This window comes from Salinivibrio sp. ES.052 (assembly GCF_900141775.1).
Classification (GTDB): Bacteria; Pseudomonadota; Gammaproteobacteria; order Enterobacterales; family Vibrionaceae; genus Salinivibrio.
This window is the reverse complement of sequence record NZ_FSRI01000001.1, coordinates 785,919-805,684: the sequence shown is the minus strand read 5'-3', so window position 1 is coordinate 805,684 and position 19,766 is coordinate 785,919. Positions and strand designations below refer to the sequence as shown.

Sequence of the window (19,766 nt, the reverse complement as noted above, 5' to 3'; positions counted from 1 at the left end):
GTGAACGGGAGCTAATCAAGAATCACCATACGGTACTGGCTTGCTCGAGCCGCTGGCACGGTGATATCGATACGTTCTGAGGCTTTGGCTGGCAACGTCAAGACTTGCCATTGAGATGGCGGCGCCTCGACGTGCAGCCCCTGATTATCATACCAGTGGAAACGATAACGAACCCGGTGTTGATGGTCACTGCTGTTGGTTAAGGTCAGACAGGTTTGCCTAACCGATTGTGTTTTGGGGCATGCCCGCCGTTTAACCTCTAGCGCTAATGCGAGATCGCCGTTCGCAAACACCACAGATTGTTCAGGTGCAATGGTCAGTGATTGCTGACTCGTTGCGCACCCGGAGAGTACGCCGAAGACTGCCAGTAAACACAACAGCTTACCCATCAGTCACCCCCTTTCAGCATCGACAACACTCGGAATCACAGAATCAGCCAATCACCATCGGCCCAAGCGCACGTCCACCGACGAGATGCATATGAATATGGTAAACCTCTTGCCCACCATGTTGGTTGCAATTCATGATGATCCGGTACCCGTCTTCGGCGATCCCTTCATCAGCAGCCAGCTTTTTGGCCACCGTGATCATACGCCCGAGTGCCAGCTCATCATCGGCCACCACATCATTCGTCGTTGGGATCAATTTATTCGGTACCACCAGGATATGAACCGGGGCGCGTGGGTTAATATCACGAAAGGCGGTGACGAGCTCATCCTGATACAGAACATCCGCAGGGATTTCTTTGCGAATGATTTTGCTGAAAATTGTTTCTTCCGCCATGATTGACTCCCTTTTATTGTTGTTTAACGCGCCAAGTATGCGGCAGCCCTGGATGAAGGGCAATACACTTACTGGGCTAATCTACCGCAATGCGGTGAATGTTCTGTTAAACGCCGGTCAATTTCCCTGATAAAACAGGGGCTGAATCAAGTAATCGATTGCGTTACCATAATGCCAACGCCTTGAGCATGTAAGGATCACACCATGACCACCCTACTTTTTAAAAACGCGTCAGTTGTCAACGAAGGACAAATTGTTGAGACTGATGTACTGGTAGAAAATGGCCGTATTAGTCAGATTGCGCCCGACATTAGTGCCCCAGCGGCAGCTGACAGTCGCGTCATTGATGCCACGGGCAAACATTTATTGCCGGGAATGATTGATGATCAAGTCCACTTCCGTGAACCCGGTTTTCCTAAAAAAGGCACCATTGCGACCGAGTCTAAAGCGGCCGTTGCCGGTGGTATCACCACCTACATGGAAATGCCTAATGTCAATCCACCGACCACGACATTAGACGCCCTCGAGGAAAAGTATCAGCGAGCGGCGCAGTCCAGCCATGCTAACTATGCATTTTACCTGGGGGCCACCAACGACAATATTGATGAAATCCGTCGCTTAGACCCTAATAACGCCTGCGGTGTAAAAGTGTTTATGGGTGCCTCAACTGGGAACATGTTAGTCAATGATCCTGATACGCTGGACGCGATTTTTGCCGATTGCCCGACATTAATTGCGACTCATTGTGAAGACACGCCAATGATCAATGAGTTAGAGGACATCTATCGGGAGAAATATGGCGAAGACGTACCGATTGATGCACACGCCCATATTCGATCGAAAGAAGCGTGCTTAAAGTCTTCACAACTGGCCGTCAACCTAGCAAAAAAACATGGTACGCGTTTGCATGTGTTGCACCTCACCACTGAAGATGAACTCTATCAGTTTGAACCAGCGAAAACGCTAGAAGCCTTACAGCAAAAGCAGATCACTGCAGAAGCTTGTGTTCACCATCTGTTTTTTAATCGCGACGACTATGCGAGCAAAGGCACGCTGATCAAATGTAACCCCGCCATAAAAGAGGCACACCACCAGCAAGCACTGATCCAAGCCGTGAAAGACGGAGTCATTGATGTAATTGCGACCGACCATGCGCCTCATACCTTTGAAGAAAAGCAAAATACCTACTTCAAGGCGCCAGCAGGTCTCCCATTGGTGCAACATGCCTTGCAGGTCGCTTTAGAGTTCTATCACCGCGGTATACTCGATTTGCCTTTGGTGGTGCAAAAAGTGGCCCATGCGCCCGCCGTCCGTTACCAAGTGCAAGAGCGTGGGTTTATTCGTGAAGGTTACTGGGCGGACTTAGTGCTGGTCGATCTCAATCAGACGCAAACCGTGGGCAAAGATAACCTCTTTTATCAATGCCAGTGGTCACCGTTTGACGGTCACACTTTCGGCTCCAGCATCGATATGACCATCGTCAATGGTCACGTCGCTTTCGAGCACGGCCAACATAGCGAAGAACGCTTTTCAACACGCCTCACCTTCGACCGTCACTAACCCCCGACCCCGCGCGTGCTATCAAATTAGGTAGCACGCGTGGGTGTTGCTTCCTAGCCATCACTCCCGATTGCTCCCACTCAACGTCCATGCGTGTGTTTCATCGAATGACGGTGTCCTCGACATATATTTCACTGTTGAAAGAGTCAACACGGGTGTTTTTGTCTGCGCGGTCAAACTCTGACATCATAATCCTTGCGCCCAATAACGATTTGCTTTTATATCCGAATCGTATATTGTGTGGGTGATATATGGATATTCACGCTGCTTGGTTTCAACACCGGATGATGTTGAAAAGCTGTGTTCGCAAGGAGAGGTAACCTTAAGCGTCTTTCGGTTATCGCGACACTCGTATCCTACCTCTTCCACTGGCGCAAGCCGTTCATCGTGACTTTGATTAAGCCATTGATGAAACGCACCAGCTGGCTGATATCCGCATCAGGGCATGTATTGTTGAACCATCGCTTAGATTGTTAAGCCATCGTTTAGCGATAATCTACCCAACACGAATGACTGACGTTTGCTCACAATAACGGCAGACGTTAATCCAAATCATCGAGTGCTTGTCTGCGCCAATACCACGAGAGATATCTCCGTGTATTCGTCCAATTGACAAGCTCGTGACGTCGAATAATCAACCAGTGAGGTGATGATGTCTTCATCTGCTTCTAAGCCACTACTTAGCGTACAAAACCTGAGCGTGTCATTTACCACCAATGACGGCATGATCGATGCTGTTAAGAATGTTAGCTTTGACATCATGCCCGGTGAAACCGTGGCTATCGTTGGGGAGTCAGGCTCAGGAAAATCAGTCTCTAGCAGCGCTGTCATGGGGCTATTACCCAATAACGCAATCGTCAAACCGGAATCTAAAGTCAGCTTTAACGACACCGACATCCTCGCGCTGTCGACGAAGCAAATTCAGAAAATGCGCGGCGATCGTGTTGCCATGATCTTCCAAGAACCAATGACCTCACTGAATCCGTATATGCGTGTCGGAGAGCAGCTCACTGAAGCCATTCAGTGCCATCACCGTACGACAGCAGAAAAAGCAAAACAACGGATTATCGAACTACTTAATTTGGTTCATCTCCCTAATCCAACCAGTGCATTGGAAAAATACCCGCATGAGTTTTCCGGTGGCCAGCTACAACGGATTATGATTGCCATGGCATTAGTCAATGAACCCGATTTGCTGATTGCCGATGAACCAACCACCGCACTGGATGTCACTGTTCAAGCCGAAGTACTCAATTTGATTGGCGAGCTTCAGCAGAAGATGGGCATGGCGATCATGTTTATTTCGCATGATTTAGGTGTCGTAAAACACCTAGCCGATCGTGTGGTAGTGATGTGTAAAGGGGAAGTGGTTGAGACCAACGATACCAAGGTACTGTTTGGCAACCCACAACAAGATTACACAAAAATGTTGCTCAACGCGGTACCACACGGCCGCAAAGACGCCGTCAACGATGAAGCTGAGAACTTACTGAGCGTCGACAATGTCACGATAAAGTACTTTCTCGGTGCAGACTTTTTTGGCGGAAACAAACGTTACTTCGAAGCAGTCAGCGACATTAGTTTATCACTGCGCCGAGGCGAGACGCTGGGTATTGTTGGTGAATCGGGATCAGGTAAATCCACACTAGGCCGCGCCATTATGCGCCTTTTACCCGTCGCTGAGGGACGGGTTTGTTTTAGAGGCCAAGACATTCATGGCATAAAAAACAGTGAGAACAAAGCCCTGTGTCGCGATATGCAGATGGTGTTTCAAGACCCATTTGGCTCACTGTCACCCCGTATGACGGTGGGTGAAATTGTCGCAGAAGGCTTGCGCACTCACTTCCCTGAATTGAGTAAATCCGAGCGCCTTGATCGCGTAAAAGATGCATTGTATGAAGTGCGCCTCGATAGCTCTGCCATTAACCGCTATCCGCACGAATTTTCTGGCGGCCAACGTCAGCGTATCGCTATCGCGCGCGCATTGATCCTCAACCCTGCATTTATCCTGCTCGACGAACCAACGTCTGCGTTAGACCGTTCGGTGCAGCTCACCGTGATTGATTTGTTGAAAGATATCCAGCAACGCCACAACATTGGCTATCTGTTTATCAGCCACGACTTAAGTGTTGTGCGTGCACTCTCAGACCGCGTCATGGTGATGCAAAATGGAAAGGTCATGGAAGCCGGTACGCCAGACGAGATCTTCCACCATCCACAAAACGAGTACACGCGTAATCTTATCGCTGCCTCGTTTGATCTCGATGAAGAAGTGGCATAAAACACTATTGGCTATCGCACACTGACCGAGGCCGCCACTCGGTTACTATAAAAAATGCGCCTATCGGCGCATTTTTTAGGTAAGAAGACAGAGGATTAATTAATCTTCCATTTCTGCTATTTTCACTTTCCAAGTATCAGGGCCGATCTGATGGGCATTTTGTCCTCTTGCATCGACAGCCACTGTTACCGGCATATCTTCCACCTCAAACTCATAGATGGCTTCCATTCCCAAATCTTCAAATGCCACCACACGGGCTTTTTTAATCGCTTTTGATACCAGATACGCAGCACCACCGACCGCCATTAAGTAGACAGCTTTATGGTTTTTGATTGACTCCACCGCCGCAGGGCCACGTTCAGCCTTGCCGATCATGCCCGTTAGTCCGGTCTCCGCCAACATCATATCGGTGAACTTATCCATACGGGTCGACGTGGTAGGGCCTGCAGGGCCAACCACTTCATCGCCTACCGCATCGACAGGACCCACGTAATAGATAAAGCGACCGTTAAAGTCGACGCCTTCTGGCAGGCCTTCGCCATTGCGCAGCATTTCTTGCAAGCGTTTGTGTGCGGCGTCGCGTCCAGTCAGAATCTTGCCTGATAAAAGTACCGTTTCACCGGTTTGCCAGCTTTGCACGTCTTCTTTGGTGACCGTATCCAGGTTGACACGACGCGCATTATCACCCACTTCCCATGTCACTTTCGGCCACTCATCCAACTTGGGCGGTTCAAGCTCGGCGGGCCCCGAACCATCGAGGGTAAAATGAACATGGCGGGTAGCAGCACAGTTCGGGATCAGGCAGACAGGCTTAGACGCCGCATGCGTCGGTGCCGTTTTTACTTTCACATCCACCACGGTTGTCAGACCGCCCAAACCTTGGGCACCAATCCCGAGTTTGTTAACCCGATCAAAAATATCTAAGCGTAACGCTTCATCAGCGTTTTCTGGTCCACGCTCGATAAGCGCTTGAATGTCGATATGCTCCATCAAGGACTCTTTGGCTAACACCGCGGCTTTTTCTGCCGTGCCGCCAATGCCGATACCCAGCATGCCCGGTGGACACCAACCCGCGCCCATTGCAGGCAAGGTTTTTTCTACCCACTCCGCCACATCATCAGAGGGATTGAGCATTACCATTTTGGTTTTGTTTTCAGAGCCACCACCTTTGGCGGCAATCTGAATATCCACTGCATTGCCCGGCACCATATCAATATGGACCACCGCGGGGCTGTTATCACGGGTATTTTGGCGCTTACCGGCCGGATCCGCGACCACAGAGGCACGTAATGGGTTATCTGGGTTGGTATAGGCACGTCGCACCCCTTCGTCGACCATTTGTTGTACCGTCATATCATGACGATCCCACTGCACACCCATGCCCACTTTCACAAAGCAGGTCACAATGCCCGTGTCTTGGCAAATTGGTCGCTGGCCTTCGGCCGACATGCGCGAGTTAATCAGTATTTGCGCAATGGCGTCTTTCGCCGCCTGGCTTTGTTCCTTGTGATAGGCTTTTTCGAGGGCTTGAACAAAATCAAGGGGGTGGTAGTAAGAGATATATTGCAGGGCATCTGCAACACTTTCGATCACGTCTTGCTGTTTAATTGTGGTCATCATTGCCTCTGGTGTCATGTGCAGGACCCAAAGCGGGTATCCAGTGTTGGGGGAGCCTTTCCCTCGTTATTATCGTTTGGCACGCAGCCACGCTGCGCAATATGATTATAGAAGCCGATAGTAGCAACACCATCGTACTGTTATTTATCGTCGCCCGTGCCGGAAAAGGCCTAGCTATGATACGCTTAGCGCTATTCGTGCGCCACACGGCGCTTCAACCGTGATCACAAAAAGAACAATGCAGCCACAAAACGCCATGACGCTCACTACCACGCCGATCGACTATACGCCTGAACTCGCCGTCACCCTGTTTGATCGTATTGCGCATCAACCCTGGGCGATGCTGCTTCATTCCGCGACGCGAACACACCCAGATAGCCGTTTCGATATATTGGTCGCCGATCCTATCGCCACCATGACCGCACGCAACAATCAAGTGACCACGCGTTATCCCGATGGCCACACCACCACTGAACGTCGCGATCCTTTTCAGTGGGTCGCGCAATTACAAGCACAGTTATTGCCTGTCGTCCCCGCGATGGAGCCATGGCCATTTACCGGCGGCACCTTAGGATATTTTGGCTATGACTTAGGGCGCTGTGTTGAAAGCTTACCGACGCTGGCTAAAGACGAGCTGGACGTGCCCGATATGGCGGTTGGTCTCTATGACTGGGCAGTGGTGATTGATCACCACCAGCAACACGCCGTTGTGATTGCCCCAAATAGCAACCAGCGATGGCAATGGTTAATGAAACAGACTGCGCCAACAGGCAACACTCCCTTCACGCTAACAGAGCGCTGGCATGCCAACATGACCGCAGAGCAATATGCGGAAAAATTTTCTCAAGTGCAGGCCTATCTGCATGCAGGAGATTGCTATCAAATCAATCTTGCTCAGCGTTTTTCTGCCCACTATGACGGTGATGAGTGGCAAGCCTATCGCAAACTGGCCACTCACAACGGCGCGCCCTTTTCTGGCTTTATTCGCTTAGAAGACAGCGCTGTTTTGTCCGTCTCTCCGGAACGTTTTTTATCGGTGCACGATCGCCATATCGAAACCAAACCCATTAAAGGTACGCGCCCACGTCATTCTGATCCGCAACAAGATGCTGACAGTGCTCAGTCATTACAATCAGCCGAAAAAGATCGTGCCGAAAATTTGATGATTGTTGACTTACTACGTAATGATATTGGCCGTGTTGCCTCGCCAGGTTCGGTCTCTGTGCCTAAACTTTTTGAGATAGAGAGTTTTCCTGCCGTCCACCATATGGTGAGCACCGTCATAGGAACCTTACCTAAAGAAAAAACAGGGCTCGATCTACTACGTGCGGCCTTTCCAGGCGGCTCCATTACCGGCGCGCCTAAAGTACGTGCAATGGAAATCATTGAAGGGCTCGAACCGCACCGGCGTCACGTGTACTGCGGCAGCTTTGCTTATATCAGTCGCTGCGGCAGGATGGATTCCAGTATTACTATTCGTACCTTAGTTGGTCATCAAGGCCAGCTGCATGTTTGGGCAGGCGGTGGATTGGTCGCCGATAGCCAGGCAGACGCGGAGTATCAAGAAACTCTCGACAAAGTGAGCCGTATTCTTCCTGTGCTTGCAAACGATGAAACCTAGGGAGTGCCTTTGACTGATTCGACGGAGAAAGCATGACGTTATTCGCCCCTGAAAATGCGTATTTCCCTCCCATTAGCTGTGCGTTGCGAACGGAAGCGACGTCATGGCTAGCGCCTAGTGTGCGCTATCAAACTATGCACGGCACTCCCCCTGCTCTCTCACCAACCGACGTGATACGTGCATTTTCGCTGACTCCCTTGGCGCGCCATGACAGTCGTATTCTTAATCGTGTGCGCCTAGCCCCTCGAATCCTGGGTGGTGCCGACTTTCAGCCTGCCGCGGTATTGATTGGTCTGGTGCCACGCGCAAGCGGGATCCAACTGGTGTTGACACAACGTGCGGAGCACCTAAAGCACCATCCGGGTCAAGTCAGCTTTCCTGGTGGGAAGCGTGAACCCTCCGACGAAGATAATATTGCCACTGCCACGCGCGAGATGTGGGAAGAAACCGGTATCCAGGTCACGCGAGAAGCCATTATTGGTCAGTTATGTCCACTGCCCACTGTCACCGGCTATTACATTCACCCGGTGCTTGCCTGGGTCGACCCAAACTACCAAACTTGCCTCGATCACAACGAAGTGACGGCCTGCTTTGAAGTGCCACTAAAGACCTTGTGTCACCCCGCGCATATTCGCGAACAGTCGTTTTTAATATACGGACAATGGCACCCTGTTTGCGCATTTTACCATCAAAACCGGCTCATTTGGGGGGCAACGGCACAACTACTAAGAGCACTGATCAGTCAGCTTACCTTGTCTCACTTTCACGGCTAATACCACCAATACCCCCTCACATAGAGGGGTTTTTGGCGCATATTGATGCATATTTACTCAACTAAAAGCCATACAATGCTGCCCATTTAGACCAACATTCCCTGCTCCGTTATTGATAATCGTCACACTTTAGTGCAATAGTCGGCGCACTACTTTTCATATAGCGATCTAGCTCTTGGTTTTCTGTGTAGAAATCGCCAGAATTCGCCTTCCCTGATTCCTGTTCCCTACAATGTGAGTAGTATTGTTATGCAAACAACCTCGACGACTGGTACCAGTGCAACGTCGCGCCCGCGCTGGACCAAACAAGATACAACCTGGGCGCTTTCCCTTTTTGGCACCGCGGTTGGCGCGGGTATTCTTTTCCTTCCTATCAACGCAGGCATGAGCGGCTTCTGGCCACTCGTAGTCATGACCCTGCTTGTTGGTCCAATGACCTTCTTTGCCCACCGCGGGCTCTCTCGTTTTGTTTTATCTTCTAAAAATGCGGGCAGCGACATTACCGAAGTGGTTGAAGAACACTTTGGTGTTGGCGCGGGCAAACTGATCACCTTGCTGTACTTCTTTGCAATCTATCCGATTGTGTTGATCTACGGCGTGGGGATCACCAACACCGTCGACTCCTTCTTGGTCAACCAGCTTGGCATGGCGTCGCCGCCACGTGCGATCCTCTCGTTAGCGCTTATTCTCGGTATGATGTCAGTCATGCTTCTGGGCGAAAAAATGATGCTGCGTGTCACCCAGTGTTTGGTCTATCCGCTGGTTGGGATCTTGGTCTTTATGTCCATCTACCTGATCCCAGAGTGGAACACCGCTGCCCTATCGCAAGTGCCGTCCGCAGGTGACTTTGCCATTACCCTTTGGATTTCTATTCCGGTACTGGTCTTTGCGTTTAACCACAGCCCGGCCATTTCGTCTTTCTCATTGGCACAGCGCCGTGACCACGGCGACGATGCAGAATACAAGTCCGGCCAGATCCTGATGCGCTCAGCCGCCATGCTGGTAGGTTTCGTGATGCTGTTTGTGTTCTCTTGCGTGCTGTCACTGACGCCAGCGGATTTAGAAACGGCAAAAGCGGAAAATATCGCAATTCTTTCTTACTTGGCCAACAAGCATGAAAGCCCGTTCATTTCCTTCTTGGGTCCATTGGTCGCCTTTGTCGCCATTGTGTCCTCGTTCTTTGGTCACTACCTGGGCGCACGTGAAGGTCTGAACGGGATTGCTACCAAAGCACTACGCAGCATGGGTAAACCGGTTGATCGCAAAAAAATCGACGTGTTCACCGTGGTCTTCATGATCTTGACCATTTGGTTAGTCGCCACCCTAAATCCAAGCATTTTGGGGATGATTGAATCACTTGGCGGCCCAATCATTGCCACCATCCTGTTTATTATGCCAATGTATGCCGTGAAAAACGTGCCAGCAATGCAGAAATATTCAGGTACAATCAGCAACGCCTTTGTTCTGATTATGGGGCTGGTGGCAATTTCAGCGATTACGTACGGCATGATCTCTTAATCACTAACGATTCAGAATCAGCCGTTTTGCTTAATCGGACACAGCGCGCGCAGCAGGCGCTATAGGACTGCTGCATTGGGCTCTATGCCCTCCGCATCCATCGATGTTTGCGGCTAACAAGGAGCAGTGAAGGCTGCTCCTTTTCATTATGGCGAGCGTGCGCTTGCCATCACAGTCAATACCATGGACGGATGGCGTAAACACTAAATCCATTGCCCTTAGGGCATTGACTGAGGTAGACACATGATCAGTGTTTTTGACATTTTTAAGATTGGCGTTGGCCCATCCAGTTCTCATACGGTTGGCCCAATGAAAGCAGGCAAGTGCTTTGTTGATGAGCTAACCGCCAGTCAGCGTTTAACCGACGTCGATCGCGTCACGGTTGACGTATACGGCTCATTGTCACTCACCGGTAAAGGCCACCACACCGACATCGCCACGATTATGGGCTTAGCAGGCAACAGCCCAGAAACCGTTGATATCGATTCGATTCCCAGCTTTATTAAACGGGTAGAAGAGACAGAGCAATTGCCATTGGGTGAGCAACAACACGCCGTCGCCTTTCCACGTGATGGAGGGATGAACTTTCATACCTCTAACCTCTCACTGCACGAGAACGGCATGCAAATCCATGCCTGGCAGGGCGATGACTGTGTGCTGAGTAAAACCTATTACTCGATTGGCGGTGGCTTTATTGTTGAAGAAGCCGAATTTGGTCAGCCTGCTATGCAAGCGGTGCAAGTCCCTTACGACTTTAATAGCGCTGACGGCCTACTGGCACTCACCCAAGAAACCGGTTTTTCGATCAGCGGCTTGGTAATGGCCAACATGCGAAGCATGCACAGCCAAGAAGAAATCGATACCTATTTCGCAAACATTTGGCAAACCATGCAGGCCTGTATGGACCGCGGGATGGAAAACGAAGGGGTGTTACCTGGCCCGCTGCGCGTCCCTCGCCGCGCCGCCGCGTTACACCACCAGCTCAAAACCACAGAAAAATACAACATTGATCCCATGTCAGTGGTCGATTGGGTCAATATGTTTGCCTTTGCGGTCAACGAAGAAAACGCGGCCGGTGGCCGCGTGGTCACGGCCCCCACCAATGGGGCTTGTGGCATTATTCCTGCCGTGCTCGCGTATTACGACAAGTTTATCGAACCGGTTGATAAGCAAATCTACACCCGATTTTTTGCTGCCTCTGGCGCGATTGGTGGCCTGTATAAGCAAAACGCCTCTATCTCTGGCGCCGAAGTCGGTTGCCAGGGCGAAGTGGGCGTTGCCTGCTCCATGGCCGCCGCTGGCCTCGCCGAATTAATGGGCGGCAACCCGCACCAGGTGTGTATGGCGGCTGAAATTGCCATGGAGCATAATTTAGGACTCACTTGTGACCCAGTCGCTGGGCAAGTACAAGTCCCTTGCATTGAACGCAACGGCATTGCCGCGGTGAAATCGATCAATGCCTCACGCATGGCGCTACAACGTTCCTCCGAGCCACGCGTTTCGTTGGATAAAGTCATCGAGACCATGATGGAAACCGGTAAAGACATGAACGCCAAATATCGCGAAACCTCACAAGGGGGCCTCGCGGTGAAAGTGATGTGCTAATCAAGCACCATAACGGACACACCTAAATGAAAAAGCCCGGCTACATTACGTAGCCGGGCTTTTTATGCTCTGCTTTACACCGTCATCAAAACAGTTTGTACAGACCCATTCGATTACAGGCCAATCACGACAGCATGCGATTTAAGCCGCTTGGGTCGCCATGGCCGGCTTTTGCGTTAGCTCACCCACAGGCAGCACAGTGCGCCCATATTCCTCATTCAACACTTGCGCCATCGCAAAATACATCGCACTTAAGCCACACACAATGCCTTCAAAACCGGCGATGGTGCCGATCACCGTGCTACCGGTGAAATCACGCGCGGCAAGTAAGAAAAAGAGAACGGTCAAGCTACCAAATACAAACTGCTTCGCTCGGCAATAGCGCAATGAACCAATAAACATGAACCCAGTAAACACGCCCCACAGAGACAAATACCAACCCATAAAGCCTGCTGGGCTTGCATCAGCTAACCCCATTTTAGGCATCACAATCAGGCCAACGAGCGTCAACCAGAACAAACCATAAGAGGTAAACGCGGTGGTTCCAAACGTATTGCCTTTTTTGAATTCCATGATGCCGACAATCACTTGCGCTAAGCCACCATAAAACAGCCCCATCGCCAAAATCATGCTATCAATCGGGAAAAACCCTGCATTATGAATGTTCAATAATACCGTGGTCATTCCAAAACCCATCAGCCCTAAAGGGGCAGGATTTGCCAGTTTGTTTTCCATCAGTGCCCTACTTGTTTAAAAAACATTTAAATATTAAAAATGCGCGCCAAACATCACTGATAATGTGATTCTCACGCGCAAAAACGCGGCAATATTACGGGTTACAGACTAGATGTAAATAACTTTTAGCGCTTAGCATGGTTTTCACAAACAAGGGAGTCAAAACAGCCAACAAAATTGGGCAAAACAGGATTTATAACAATAAAAAAGCAGCAAAACGCTGCTTTTTTATTCAAGCGATACGTCGCAACACTTTAGCGGGTACTAAAGCCTTTACTGTGCAAAAAGTCTTTCATAAACGGGCGCGCTTCTTTTTCTAGCGTGGCGGAGATCTGCTCACTCCAGCTCATGTCTTTATTGCCGCCCGTGCGCGTTTGATAATACTCGCGCACTTGGTTGTCATAGTCGCTTAGCGCCGCCTCATCGATGGCTTGATAGCTGTTTTCGTGCACCAAAAGCTGTGCAGGTAATTTAGGCTTGGGTTCGGGATCTTGCGCCGGCACACCCAAGCACATACCAAACAAAGGCATCACGTGATTCGGCATCGCCAACAACTCGGCCACCTTTTCCGGCTGATTGCGTAAGCCGCCGATATACACGCCGCCTAGGCCCATCGACTCCGCCGCCACCATCGCATTTTGCGCCATGAGCGCGCTATCAATCGCCCCAATTAACGTCTGCTCGGTAAAACCTAATTTAGCATTAGGGTTGATTTGCTCGTGGCGATGGAAGTCCGCACACCACACTAAAAACTCCGCACAATCGGCCACATACGCTTGGTTGCCCGCGTATTCCGCCAATAAGCGTCGTTTTTCTTTGTCCGTCACACGGATAATGCTGGTGCACTGTAAGAAGCTTGAGCTGGATACCGCGCGCGCCGCATCAATAACCTGGGTTAATTGCTCGGGAGAAATGGCATCTTGAGTAAATTTGCGAATAGAGCGGTGAGAAAGAAGTGTCTCAATCGTTGGATTCATTGTGCTTCCTTATTTGACGTTGAGCCGTAAAAGCGGGACTTGATGGTTTTACACCTTTATACACAGCGAAGCAATCACCCGGCCCTACGTCTTCCATCGCGTTTAACCGGCAAACGTACAGCCACCTGCCCTGGCACGCATTAGGCCTTATCATCGGTTTTTCCTATTGGTGCAAAAGGGAAATTCGTCTTTTCTAACGCTCGCCCATCAGGCATAGTATCGCCATTAACGCTAAAGGAGATGAATATGTTGGTCGTGATTTTTGGTCGCCCTGGCTGCCCGTTCTGTGTTCGCGCAAAAGATTTGGCTGAAGAACTGAAAACAAACCGTGAAGATTTTAACTATCGCTACGTTGATATTCACGCAGAAGGTATCAGCAAAGCCGACCTAGAAAAAACGGTCGGCAAGCCGGTTGAAACCGTGCCACAAATCTTTGTTGATCAAGAGCACGTTGGCGGCTTTACCGAATTTGAAGCCTACGCCAAAGAAAACCTCGGCCTTTTCCAAGACTAATCTGCCGAGTGACCGATTAAAAAAACCAGCTCATTGGCTGGTTTTTTTGTGTTCTGTGTTCGTGACGACCTTGCACATATGCACCAGTCAGCCCGTCATTGGTGATCAATAAAGCGGGTAATCGCGTTCATAATCAGCCTGTGCGCCTCTTCTCGGGGTTGTTGCGCTGACGTTTGGCAAAGATTGCCTTCCCCTTCCAATGCTAATATCTGCACACCTTTTTCCGTACACCGACTAAACGCACTAAAAATAGTGGTATGCGGCGTTGTCATTGACGTCATATTCGGAATCGCGGCGATGGATTCGGCCACCTCCAGTTCCGGCAGCGCAGCATGACGGCCACGAATATCCATTACTTTCACGGGCACCTTGATGTCACCAAGGCTCTGTGCATCCAATGTTTTGGTTAATTCAGGATTAATCGCCACAATGGCTTTGATTCGATCATCGTGATTGGAGCGGCCAAGCATGGGCTCAGACACCTTGCTCAAATCCACCTGGTTTTTCTGGAGCCATTGGCAATCAATATTCACCCCTTCCTGTGTGCAAGATTGCTTGTAAAGCGCCGGATCAAACTTCGCCCCTGCCAGTGACAGCATGGACGTGCCGCCTAAGAAAAACCCAACCCCATACACATGGTCAGTGTCGATAGCCTGCTTAAACGGCGCGGTATCTATGAGATGCGTCAAACTGATTGATAGATCGCTCGGCCGCAACCACAACTCACTGGGTGCCGACGTAACATTCGCGGCCGAAAACCCAACTTGCTGCGGCACCACCACGATAAATCCCGCTTTGGCCAAACCGGACGCCACCCACCCCGCGTGGAAGGGCGCTGCACGCATGCCGCCATGTGCCAATAGCACAACAGGGTGTTTGCCCGACGCAACCGGCGCATTTAGGTTGGTTTTCGTCCCTACAAATACTTTGTTTTTGCCGAACTCAAAATGGGTTGAATCCAATGTGGTGGGATACCAAATATCCACCTCGATCGTCGATTCACGCTCGGGGTTAAACACCGTCTGTGAAGCCAAACCACTGGTTGCAAACTCCTTGGCACTCACAGTGAAGGACAATGCCAGCCCAACCATTGCCGTAAACCATCGTTTTATATTCATCGCACGTCCTTACGCTGTGAGCCAGAAAAATAATAGGCCGGGGGATGCCCCATTGCCTTTTTAAACATGGCGATAAAATTACTTGGGGTCGCGTAACCTAATGCAAAGGCCACATCGCCCACCCGTTCACCTTGCGCCAATAGTGCTAATGCGTGATTCAACTGCGCTTGGTGTCGCCATTGCACAAAAGTCAGGCCGGTTTCGGCCGGCATTAAACGTCGCAGTGTTCGGGCTGACAATGCTCCCACTTCGGCCCACTGCTCCGCGGTATTTTTACTATCGGGCTGACGTAAAATCGCCTCGGCAACACGCACTAATCGCGGATCGGTTGGCATCGGTAGATAAAGCGCTTCAGCCTCTGCAGTGCGGATTTCATCAATGATCACATCAGCAATGCGTCGGTTCTCCGCAGTGAGCTGCGCTTGATCCCATCCCGCGCTTCGTATCACCATCGACTCCAGCATTTGATTCAACCCGACCACTTGGGGGCGATTCGGCAACGATTGGCATACGGCAGGCAAAAGTAACACCGAATAGCCGCTCACCGCATTACAAAAAAGCACACTATGTTTCGCGTTGGGCGGGATCCAGCCAGCGCGTGACGGCGGCAACACCCATGTGCCCTCGGCCGTTTTTATCTGCACCAGCCCCGATTGCACACATAAAAGCTGCCCTCTATGGTGCCTGTGCCAGTGATAGCGCTTTGTGTCTCTTTTACCATTATCAGCCTCACGTGACCACGAACAGGTGATCAGCGCCGCGCCTGACGCTCTCTCACTTGTCTCCCAAACGCCCATACCGCTCTCCCTGCTTGGCCATATTTCATTATTATTAGGCCAAAGCGCATTAACATGCCAATGCAATAACACCCTACAGTGAAGCCTTGTGGTTAGCAAAAAAAGGAACGGTCGATGATCGACGTAACATTCGCCATTTATTACGCGTTATTAGGGGTCGGCGTTGGCTTTATTGCCGGTTTAGTGGGTGTGGGAGGAGGTGGGTTAACAGTGCCAGCCTTTACCTTATTGTTTGCCGCGCAAGGGATTGGCGACCAACACGTCGTCCATATGGCGCTCGGGAGCTCAATGGCCGCGATGGTGTTCACCACCTTCAGTAGTATGCGTGCCCATTATGCCAAAGGCCATGTCCATACATCACTTGCCACTAACATGGCGATCGGTGTGATGGCCGGCACCTTTATCGCCACCACCATAGCCGCGGCCGTCAACGGTGTGGCACTCGCTCTCTTTTTTAGTCTGTTTATGCTTTATGTGGCTTACAAAATGTTCCAACCCAAACGCCCACAAGCCAACTTAACGCCTCACAGACCGGCAGGTAATGTCGCGGTTGGCACACTGATTGGCACCATTTCTGCCCTCGTCTCAGTCAGCGGCGCCGGCATGATCGTCCCGTATTTAATCGGCCAAAACTTAGCAGTAAAAAACGCGGTTGGCACCTCGGCAGCGATTGGGTTTCCACTCGCCATCACGGGCACCTTGGGGTATTTGCTCAACGGCTGGGAAAACACTACACCGGAGCAACTCACATTTGGCTATATTTACCTTCCCTCGGTGGTGCTGTTCTCGCTCGCCAGTTACTTCTCGGCACCACTGGGTGTAGCCTGTGCTGCACGTTTGCCCGCCGATAAACTGAAAAAGACGCTAGGCGTGCTATCCCTCTTGCTCAGTATCAAAATGCTCATGCATGTTTTGCAGGGTTAACGCCAAACCGATAACGATTCACAAACCAAAAAGCCAGCAATGTGCTGGCTTTTGGCTTAATACACAAAGTTGCGTATCGTTTTTTACGCCGCCGCGTTGGCCGCCACCTGTGCAAACGCGGTTTCCAACACCGCTTTGGGCGGTTGCAATAAAAACACCTCGTGAACCAACTGGGTTAATGCCTCGACGCTATCGATGTTTTTATCGGTGACAAGTTGCCCTGCCGCATCCCAGACCAAAAACTGCTGATTACGAATCAAATAGCAGTGTGAAGCGGTGATCAATGACACCACGAGGTTATTGACGAAAACCGCATCGGGGTGTTGATGAGAATAGAAATGCGCCACTTCAAAGTCGGCTTCTACTACGTCATAAAGCTCAACCTCGTACAGTGTTAATGGCGGTTGATCGGGCTCGTGTAATACCACCGTCACCACATCGCCATTGCGCGTGATTTGATAGGTATCGTGCCCAATAGTGCAGGTGCTCTGGTTGATATTGAGTAACCCGCGCGGGGTTTTATTGCCAAAACCAACGTCCACTAGATAGGTCTCGCCATCGAGCTCAAGCACATTCATACGGTGAGTACGAGGATTGGTAGGTTTACCATTAAGCATCACTCGCGCCAGCACACTGCGCACATCAAACCCCAAATGTTTCAGGGCAAGGTAGGCAATTTTATTGTGCTCAAAGCAATAGCCGCCTTGTTGGTTCACCACCAACCGTTCAAACAATGCATCGGTCTGTAAAGAAAGCGACTGCCCTGCCAAGGCATTAAGGCTAGAGAACGCATACCGCGCCAAGTGCTTTTCAATGAGCTCAGTGACCAGTGCCACGCCCTTCGCCTCACTCAACGCGAGGCGGTGTAAATACTGTTCAATCATGGGTGCTGATGTCATCGTCGACTCCTTATGTGAATGGCACCAGATTAACACCTCAAGTTAGGTTGAGGTAAAGCGTTAATCGGATGATAAGAGCGACTTTTCCATACGTAGCAATACCCATGACTCACCGCGAAATGAACGCATACCGCTTTCTCGAGAAGTGACCACAAACCCCAATGACTCATAGCACCGTTTAGCCGCGGTGTTGTGCTCAAACACTGCGAGCGATAACGCGTCAGCACGATATTCTGACGTGGCCAATTGAATAAGCTGGCAGAGCATTTGATTGGCGATGCCTTGACCGCGAAACGGCTTAGCGATAAAAACACGACAAATGCGAAAGTGATCCTCACTGGTTTTGACCAACTCTGCGTATCCCGCGCTCTCCCCCGAGACAGAAAACATAAAAGGCCACACGTCGGGTTGTGCACAATGCTGGCTAAGCTGGTGCGCGTTTAACGGAAAATCGAAGGTTGGGCCACCCCATTGGTAGTTTAATTCGTCTGAGTCGATCCAGTTTATCAATCGCTCATAGTCCGATTGAGTGAAGGCTCTGAGTGTCATTTATTGAGGTTCCGATACTCATGATTACGTCAGTAATAGCGCGACAATTTTCTTTATCAAAGGGCTGAGTCCCGCGCACCTAGCAATAACACGTTACTCTAGCGCCTTGTGTGTCACGCCTTCACGCAGGATTGCGGCTAAAGGCGGAGCGCAGCAATCCTAATCCTGCCAGCGCAAAGATCCCAGCCACTACCCGCTCAACCCAATGCGCCACTTTTTGGTAGACGTTCATCACGCCGTTGATTGAAAACAACAGGGAGTACATCCCATTCACCAAAAAGCCGACCAGCATACAAGTCAGCACCGCAGCGACAAGAAATAGCCCATCGCTGCTTGAACCCATCCCAACCGATAAAGCCGCCATCCATGCCACCACGGTTTTAGGGTTAGAGGAATTTAAAACCACGCCACGAACAAACCACTTTCGGTATCCCACTTCTTGGCTATCGTTTGTAGAGACCGTCGCGGCGGCGTTAAAGGATGATTTAAAAGAAAGGTAAGCCAGCCATAGAAGATAAACGCCACCCACGATTTTTAACAGCATGAGTAAATATACCGACCCTTGTAGCACCACACCCAAGCCACTGGCGGCGACAATGCCCCAAAACAGCAGCCCAATGGATAACCCTGCGCCGTAAACAAGGCTAACTTTTCGCCCCTTACTCATGGCGATGGTTGCATTGGAGATGTTCGCCGGCCCCGGGGAGACCGCAACAACAAAAAATGCGAACCCTATTGAAACGAGTGATAAAACATCAGTCATCCTTGCTCCTTATTATCGATGTTGTGTTTACAGTGGTTTTTCCATCGGCACGCAATCCAAACGGATCCCTTTTGGGGAGTGATACGTTGATACCTCATCGCCCACGAAGCCGCATGCGCGATAAAAAGGCGCTGCATTGAGCGTTAGCAATCGCAAGTCCTGCTCTTTCGCTAGGTGCTCTAAAAACTGAAGCATCTTTTTCGCCGCGCCCCTGCCACTGTAATCTGGCTCAACAAAGATGGCATCGACTACATCTGTTTGTGTGTTGAGCTTACCGCTACCGATTACCTGCCCGTCTATTTCAGAGACATAAAACGTATCAACCACGTCGTCAATAAAACGCTCAGACACGCTACCGTGCGCCCAAAGTGAAAGCTGTTCTTCCGTATAGTGTGCCGAACACTTAGCTAAAATAGCACGGCTTTTTAAATCAAAAATAGCCTGTGCGTCGTTTGGGTTAGCTTTTCTAATGGTGTTCAAAACGCGTCCTTGTTTGAATTGGATGCTTTAAAGATAAACTCAACTAAAATTTGACATCAATCCTGAAAAATCCTCCAAATATAAACCCGGTCAAAAAACTCTGCACAGTTGAATCCTTGGCGCATCTTTCCCGTTCCTGGGTTTAACTTAGAGCTTTCAATATTATTTTTTTTTAACAAATAGGGAATATTCTTTATCTACTCGTTTTATCGGCCGGCCAAATAACACGCGAGTATCACCGCCAATAGTGCCA

Annotated in this window: 19 protein-coding genes; 8 read left to right on the top strand and 11 right to left on the bottom strand. The window is 50.3% G+C overall.

Features of this window, described 5'->3' with window-relative positions; translation table 11 throughout:
* Positions 1-11: 11 nt before the first annotated feature.
* Positions 12-389: a DUF1425 domain-containing protein gene (locus BUQ98_RS03785; protein WP_074212564.1), complete on the bottom strand. Its 378-nt coding sequence runs from the start codon at positions 387-389 to the stop codon at positions 12-14.
* Positions 390-432: 43 nt separating this feature from the next.
* The gene (gene hinT, locus BUQ98_RS03780; protein WP_074212563.1) at positions 433-783 is read right to left on the bottom strand and encodes a purine nucleoside phosphoramidase; all 351 of its coding nucleotides are present in this window, start codon (positions 781-783) and stop codon (positions 433-435) included.
* A gap of 204 nt (positions 784-987) precedes the next feature.
* On the opposite strand from hinT, the gene BUQ98_RS03775 reads away from it, so the two are divergent.
* Complete coding sequence (locus tag BUQ98_RS03775) at positions 988-2,343, top strand: dihydroorotase (protein WP_074212562.1); 1,356 nt, start codon at positions 988-990, stop codon at positions 2,341-2,343.
* A 652-nt stretch (positions 2,344-2,995) separates the two neighbouring features.
* Positions 2,996-4,624, top strand: a complete 1,629-nt coding sequence (locus BUQ98_RS03770) for an ABC transporter ATP-binding protein (protein WP_074212561.1) — start codon at positions 2,996-2,998, stop codon at positions 4,622-4,624.
* A 99-nt stretch (positions 4,625-4,723) separates the two neighbouring features.
* Here the strand turns inward: BUQ98_RS03770 and BUQ98_RS03765 are convergent, their stop codons facing one another.
* Positions 4,724-6,241 (bottom strand): fumarate hydratase, encoded by a 1,518-nt coding sequence (locus BUQ98_RS03765; protein WP_074212560.1) that lies wholly within the window; start codon positions 6,239-6,241, stop codon positions 4,724-4,726.
* 256 nt (positions 6,242-6,497) lie between these two features.
* Between BUQ98_RS03765 and pabB the strand changes: the two genes are divergently transcribed.
* The 4 genes from pabB (at position 6,498) to BUQ98_RS03745 (ending at position 11,758) form a co-directional block, all read left to right on the top strand.
* Positions 6,498-7,862, top strand: a complete 1,365-nt coding sequence (gene pabB, locus BUQ98_RS03760; protein WP_074213569.1) for an aminodeoxychorismate synthase component I — start codon at positions 6,498-6,500, stop codon at positions 7,860-7,862.
* A 32-nt stretch (positions 7,863-7,894) separates the two neighbouring features.
* On the top strand, positions 7,895-8,635 hold the full coding sequence (locus BUQ98_RS03755) for an NUDIX hydrolase (RefSeq protein ID WP_083605186.1): 741 nt from the start codon (positions 7,895-7,897) through the stop codon (positions 8,633-8,635).
* Positions 8,636-8,884: 249 nt separating this feature from the next.
* On the top strand, positions 8,885-10,153 hold the full coding sequence (locus BUQ98_RS03750) for a serine/threonine transporter (protein ID WP_074212559.1): 1,269 nt from the start codon (positions 8,885-8,887) through the stop codon (positions 10,151-10,153).
* Positions 10,154-10,396: 243 nt separating this feature from the next.
* Positions 10,397-11,758 carry an L-serine ammonia-lyase gene (locus tag BUQ98_RS03745; RefSeq protein ID WP_074212558.1) on the top strand — a complete coding sequence of 454 codons (1,362 nt, stop codon included), beginning with the start codon at positions 10,397-10,399 and terminating at the stop codon, positions 11,756-11,758.
* 141 nt (positions 11,759-11,899) lie between these two features.
* Here BUQ98_RS03745 and BUQ98_RS03740 read toward each other — a convergent pair whose 3' ends face one another.
* A complete protein-coding gene (locus BUQ98_RS03740) occupies positions 11,900-12,493 on the bottom strand; it encodes an acetate uptake transporter (RefSeq protein ID WP_074212557.1) in 594 nt (197 codons plus the stop codon).
* Positions 12,494-12,747: 254 nt separating this feature from the next.
* Positions 12,748-13,470, bottom strand: coding sequence for an oxygen-insensitive NADPH nitroreductase (nfsA, locus tag BUQ98_RS03735; RefSeq protein WP_074212556.1), 723 nt, complete (start codon positions 13,468-13,470; stop codon positions 12,748-12,750).
* A 246-nt stretch (positions 13,471-13,716) separates the two neighbouring features.
* On the opposite strand from nfsA, the gene BUQ98_RS03730 reads away from it, so the two are divergent.
* Positions 13,717-13,983, top strand: coding sequence for a GrxA family glutaredoxin (locus BUQ98_RS03730; RefSeq protein WP_074212555.1), 267 nt, complete (start codon positions 13,717-13,719; stop codon positions 13,981-13,983).
* 95 nt (positions 13,984-14,078) lie between these two features.
* Here BUQ98_RS03730 and BUQ98_RS03725 read toward each other — a convergent pair whose 3' ends face one another.
* Together BUQ98_RS03725 and BUQ98_RS03720 are read right to left on the bottom strand one after the other, a co-directional pair.
* Positions 14,079-15,101 carry an alpha/beta hydrolase family protein gene (locus tag BUQ98_RS03725; protein WP_074212554.1) on the bottom strand — a complete coding sequence of 341 codons (1,023 nt, stop codon included), beginning with the start codon at positions 15,099-15,101 and terminating at the stop codon, positions 14,079-14,081.
* Positions 15,098-15,898 (bottom strand): AraC family transcriptional regulator, encoded by an 801-nt coding sequence (locus tag BUQ98_RS03720; RefSeq protein WP_074212553.1) that lies wholly within the window; start codon positions 15,896-15,898, stop codon positions 15,098-15,100. The genes BUQ98_RS03725 and BUQ98_RS03720 overlap by 4 nt, the downstream gene beginning before the upstream one ends.
* A gap of 114 nt (positions 15,899-16,012) precedes the next feature.
* Here BUQ98_RS03720 and BUQ98_RS03715 point away from each other — a divergent pair, with 114 nt between their 5' ends.
* A complete protein-coding gene (locus BUQ98_RS03715; RefSeq protein WP_074212552.1) occupies positions 16,013-16,822 on the top strand; it encodes a sulfite exporter TauE/SafE family protein in 810 nt (269 codons plus the stop codon).
* An 83-nt stretch (positions 16,823-16,905) separates the two neighbouring features.
* Here BUQ98_RS03715 and BUQ98_RS03710 read toward each other — a convergent pair whose 3' ends face one another.
* The 4 genes from BUQ98_RS03710 to BUQ98_RS03695 all read right to left on the bottom strand — a co-directional run bounded on the left by BUQ98_RS03710 (position 16,906) and on the right by BUQ98_RS03695 (position 19,513).
* The gene (locus tag BUQ98_RS03710) at positions 16,906-17,721 is read right to left on the bottom strand and encodes an arylamine N-acetyltransferase family protein (RefSeq protein ID WP_074212551.1); all 816 of its coding nucleotides are present in this window, start codon (positions 17,719-17,721) and stop codon (positions 16,906-16,908) included.
* A 60-nt stretch (positions 17,722-17,781) separates the two neighbouring features.
* Positions 17,782-18,270, bottom strand: coding sequence for a GNAT family N-acetyltransferase (locus BUQ98_RS03705; RefSeq protein ID WP_074212550.1), 489 nt, complete (start codon positions 18,268-18,270; stop codon positions 17,782-17,784).
* 121 nt (positions 18,271-18,391) lie between these two features.
* On the bottom strand, positions 18,392-19,033 hold the full coding sequence (locus tag BUQ98_RS03700) for a LysE family translocator (RefSeq protein ID WP_074212549.1): 642 nt from the start codon (positions 19,031-19,033) through the stop codon (positions 18,392-18,394).
* A 27-nt stretch (positions 19,034-19,060) separates the two neighbouring features.
* The gene (locus tag BUQ98_RS03695; RefSeq protein ID WP_074212548.1) at positions 19,061-19,513 is read right to left on the bottom strand and encodes a GNAT family N-acetyltransferase; all 453 of its coding nucleotides are present in this window, start codon (positions 19,511-19,513) and stop codon (positions 19,061-19,063) included.
* Positions 19,514-19,766 lie beyond the last annotated feature (253 nt).

What these genes read in the sequence shown, in the direction of transcription:
- hinT (WP_074212563.1), bottom strand. Translation starts at nt 783, where the DNA reads ATGGCGGAAGAAACAATTTTCAGCAAAATCATTCGCAAAGAAATCCCT.
- BUQ98_RS03765 (WP_074212560.1), bottom strand. Translation starts at nt 6,241, where the DNA reads ATGACCACAATTAAACAGCAAGACGTGATCGAAAGTGTTGCAGATGCC.
- BUQ98_RS03715 (WP_074212552.1), top strand. Translation starts at nt 16,013, where the DNA reads ATGATCGACGTAACATTCGCCATTTATTACGCGTTATTAGGGGTCGGC.
- pabB (WP_074213569.1), top strand. Translation starts at nt 6,498, where the DNA reads ATGACGCTCACTACCACGCCGATCGACTATACGCCTGAACTCGCCGTC.
- BUQ98_RS03740 (WP_074212557.1), bottom strand. Translation starts at nt 12,493, where the DNA reads ATGGAAAACAAACTGGCAAATCCTGCCCCTTTAGGGCTGATGGGTTTT.
- BUQ98_RS03730 (WP_074212555.1), top strand. Translation starts at nt 13,717, where the DNA reads ATGTTGGTCGTGATTTTTGGTCGCCCTGGCTGCCCGTTCTGTGTTCGC.
- BUQ98_RS03775 (WP_074212562.1), top strand. Translation starts at nt 988, where the DNA reads ATGACCACCCTACTTTTTAAAAACGCGTCAGTTGTCAACGAAGGACAA.
- BUQ98_RS03725 (WP_074212554.1), bottom strand. Translation starts at nt 15,101, where the DNA reads ATGAATATAAAACGATGGTTTACGGCAATGGTTGGGCTGGCATTGTCC.
- BUQ98_RS03705 (WP_074212550.1), bottom strand. Translation starts at nt 18,270, where the DNA reads ATGACACTCAGAGCCTTCACTCAATCGGACTATGAGCGATTGATAAAC.
- BUQ98_RS03745 (WP_074212558.1), top strand. Translation starts at nt 10,397, where the DNA reads ATGATCAGTGTTTTTGACATTTTTAAGATTGGCGTTGGCCCATCCAGT.
- BUQ98_RS03770 (WP_074212561.1), top strand. Translation starts at nt 2,996, where the DNA reads ATGTCTTCATCTGCTTCTAAGCCACTACTTAGCGTACAAAACCTGAGC.
- nfsA (WP_074212556.1), bottom strand. Translation starts at nt 13,470, where the DNA reads ATGAATCCAACGATTGAGACACTTCTTTCTCACCGCTCTATTCGCAAA.
- BUQ98_RS03700 (WP_074212549.1), bottom strand. Translation starts at nt 19,033, where the DNA reads ATGACTGATGTTTTATCACTCGTTTCAATAGGGTTCGCATTTTTTGTT.
- BUQ98_RS03720 (WP_074212553.1), bottom strand. Translation starts at nt 15,898, where the DNA reads ATGGGCGTTTGGGAGACAAGTGAGAGAGCGTCAGGCGCGGCGCTGATC.
- BUQ98_RS03755 (WP_083605186.1), top strand. Translation starts at nt 7,895, where the DNA reads ATGACGTTATTCGCCCCTGAAAATGCGTATTTCCCTCCCATTAGCTGT.
- BUQ98_RS03785 (WP_074212564.1), bottom strand. Translation starts at nt 389, where the DNA reads ATGGGTAAGCTGTTGTGTTTACTGGCAGTCTTCGGCGTACTCTCCGGG.
- BUQ98_RS03750 (WP_074212559.1), top strand. Translation starts at nt 8,885, where the DNA reads ATGCAAACAACCTCGACGACTGGTACCAGTGCAACGTCGCGCCCGCGC.
- BUQ98_RS03710 (WP_074212551.1), bottom strand. Translation starts at nt 17,721, where the DNA reads ATGACATCAGCACCCATGATTGAACAGTATTTACACCGCCTCGCGTTG.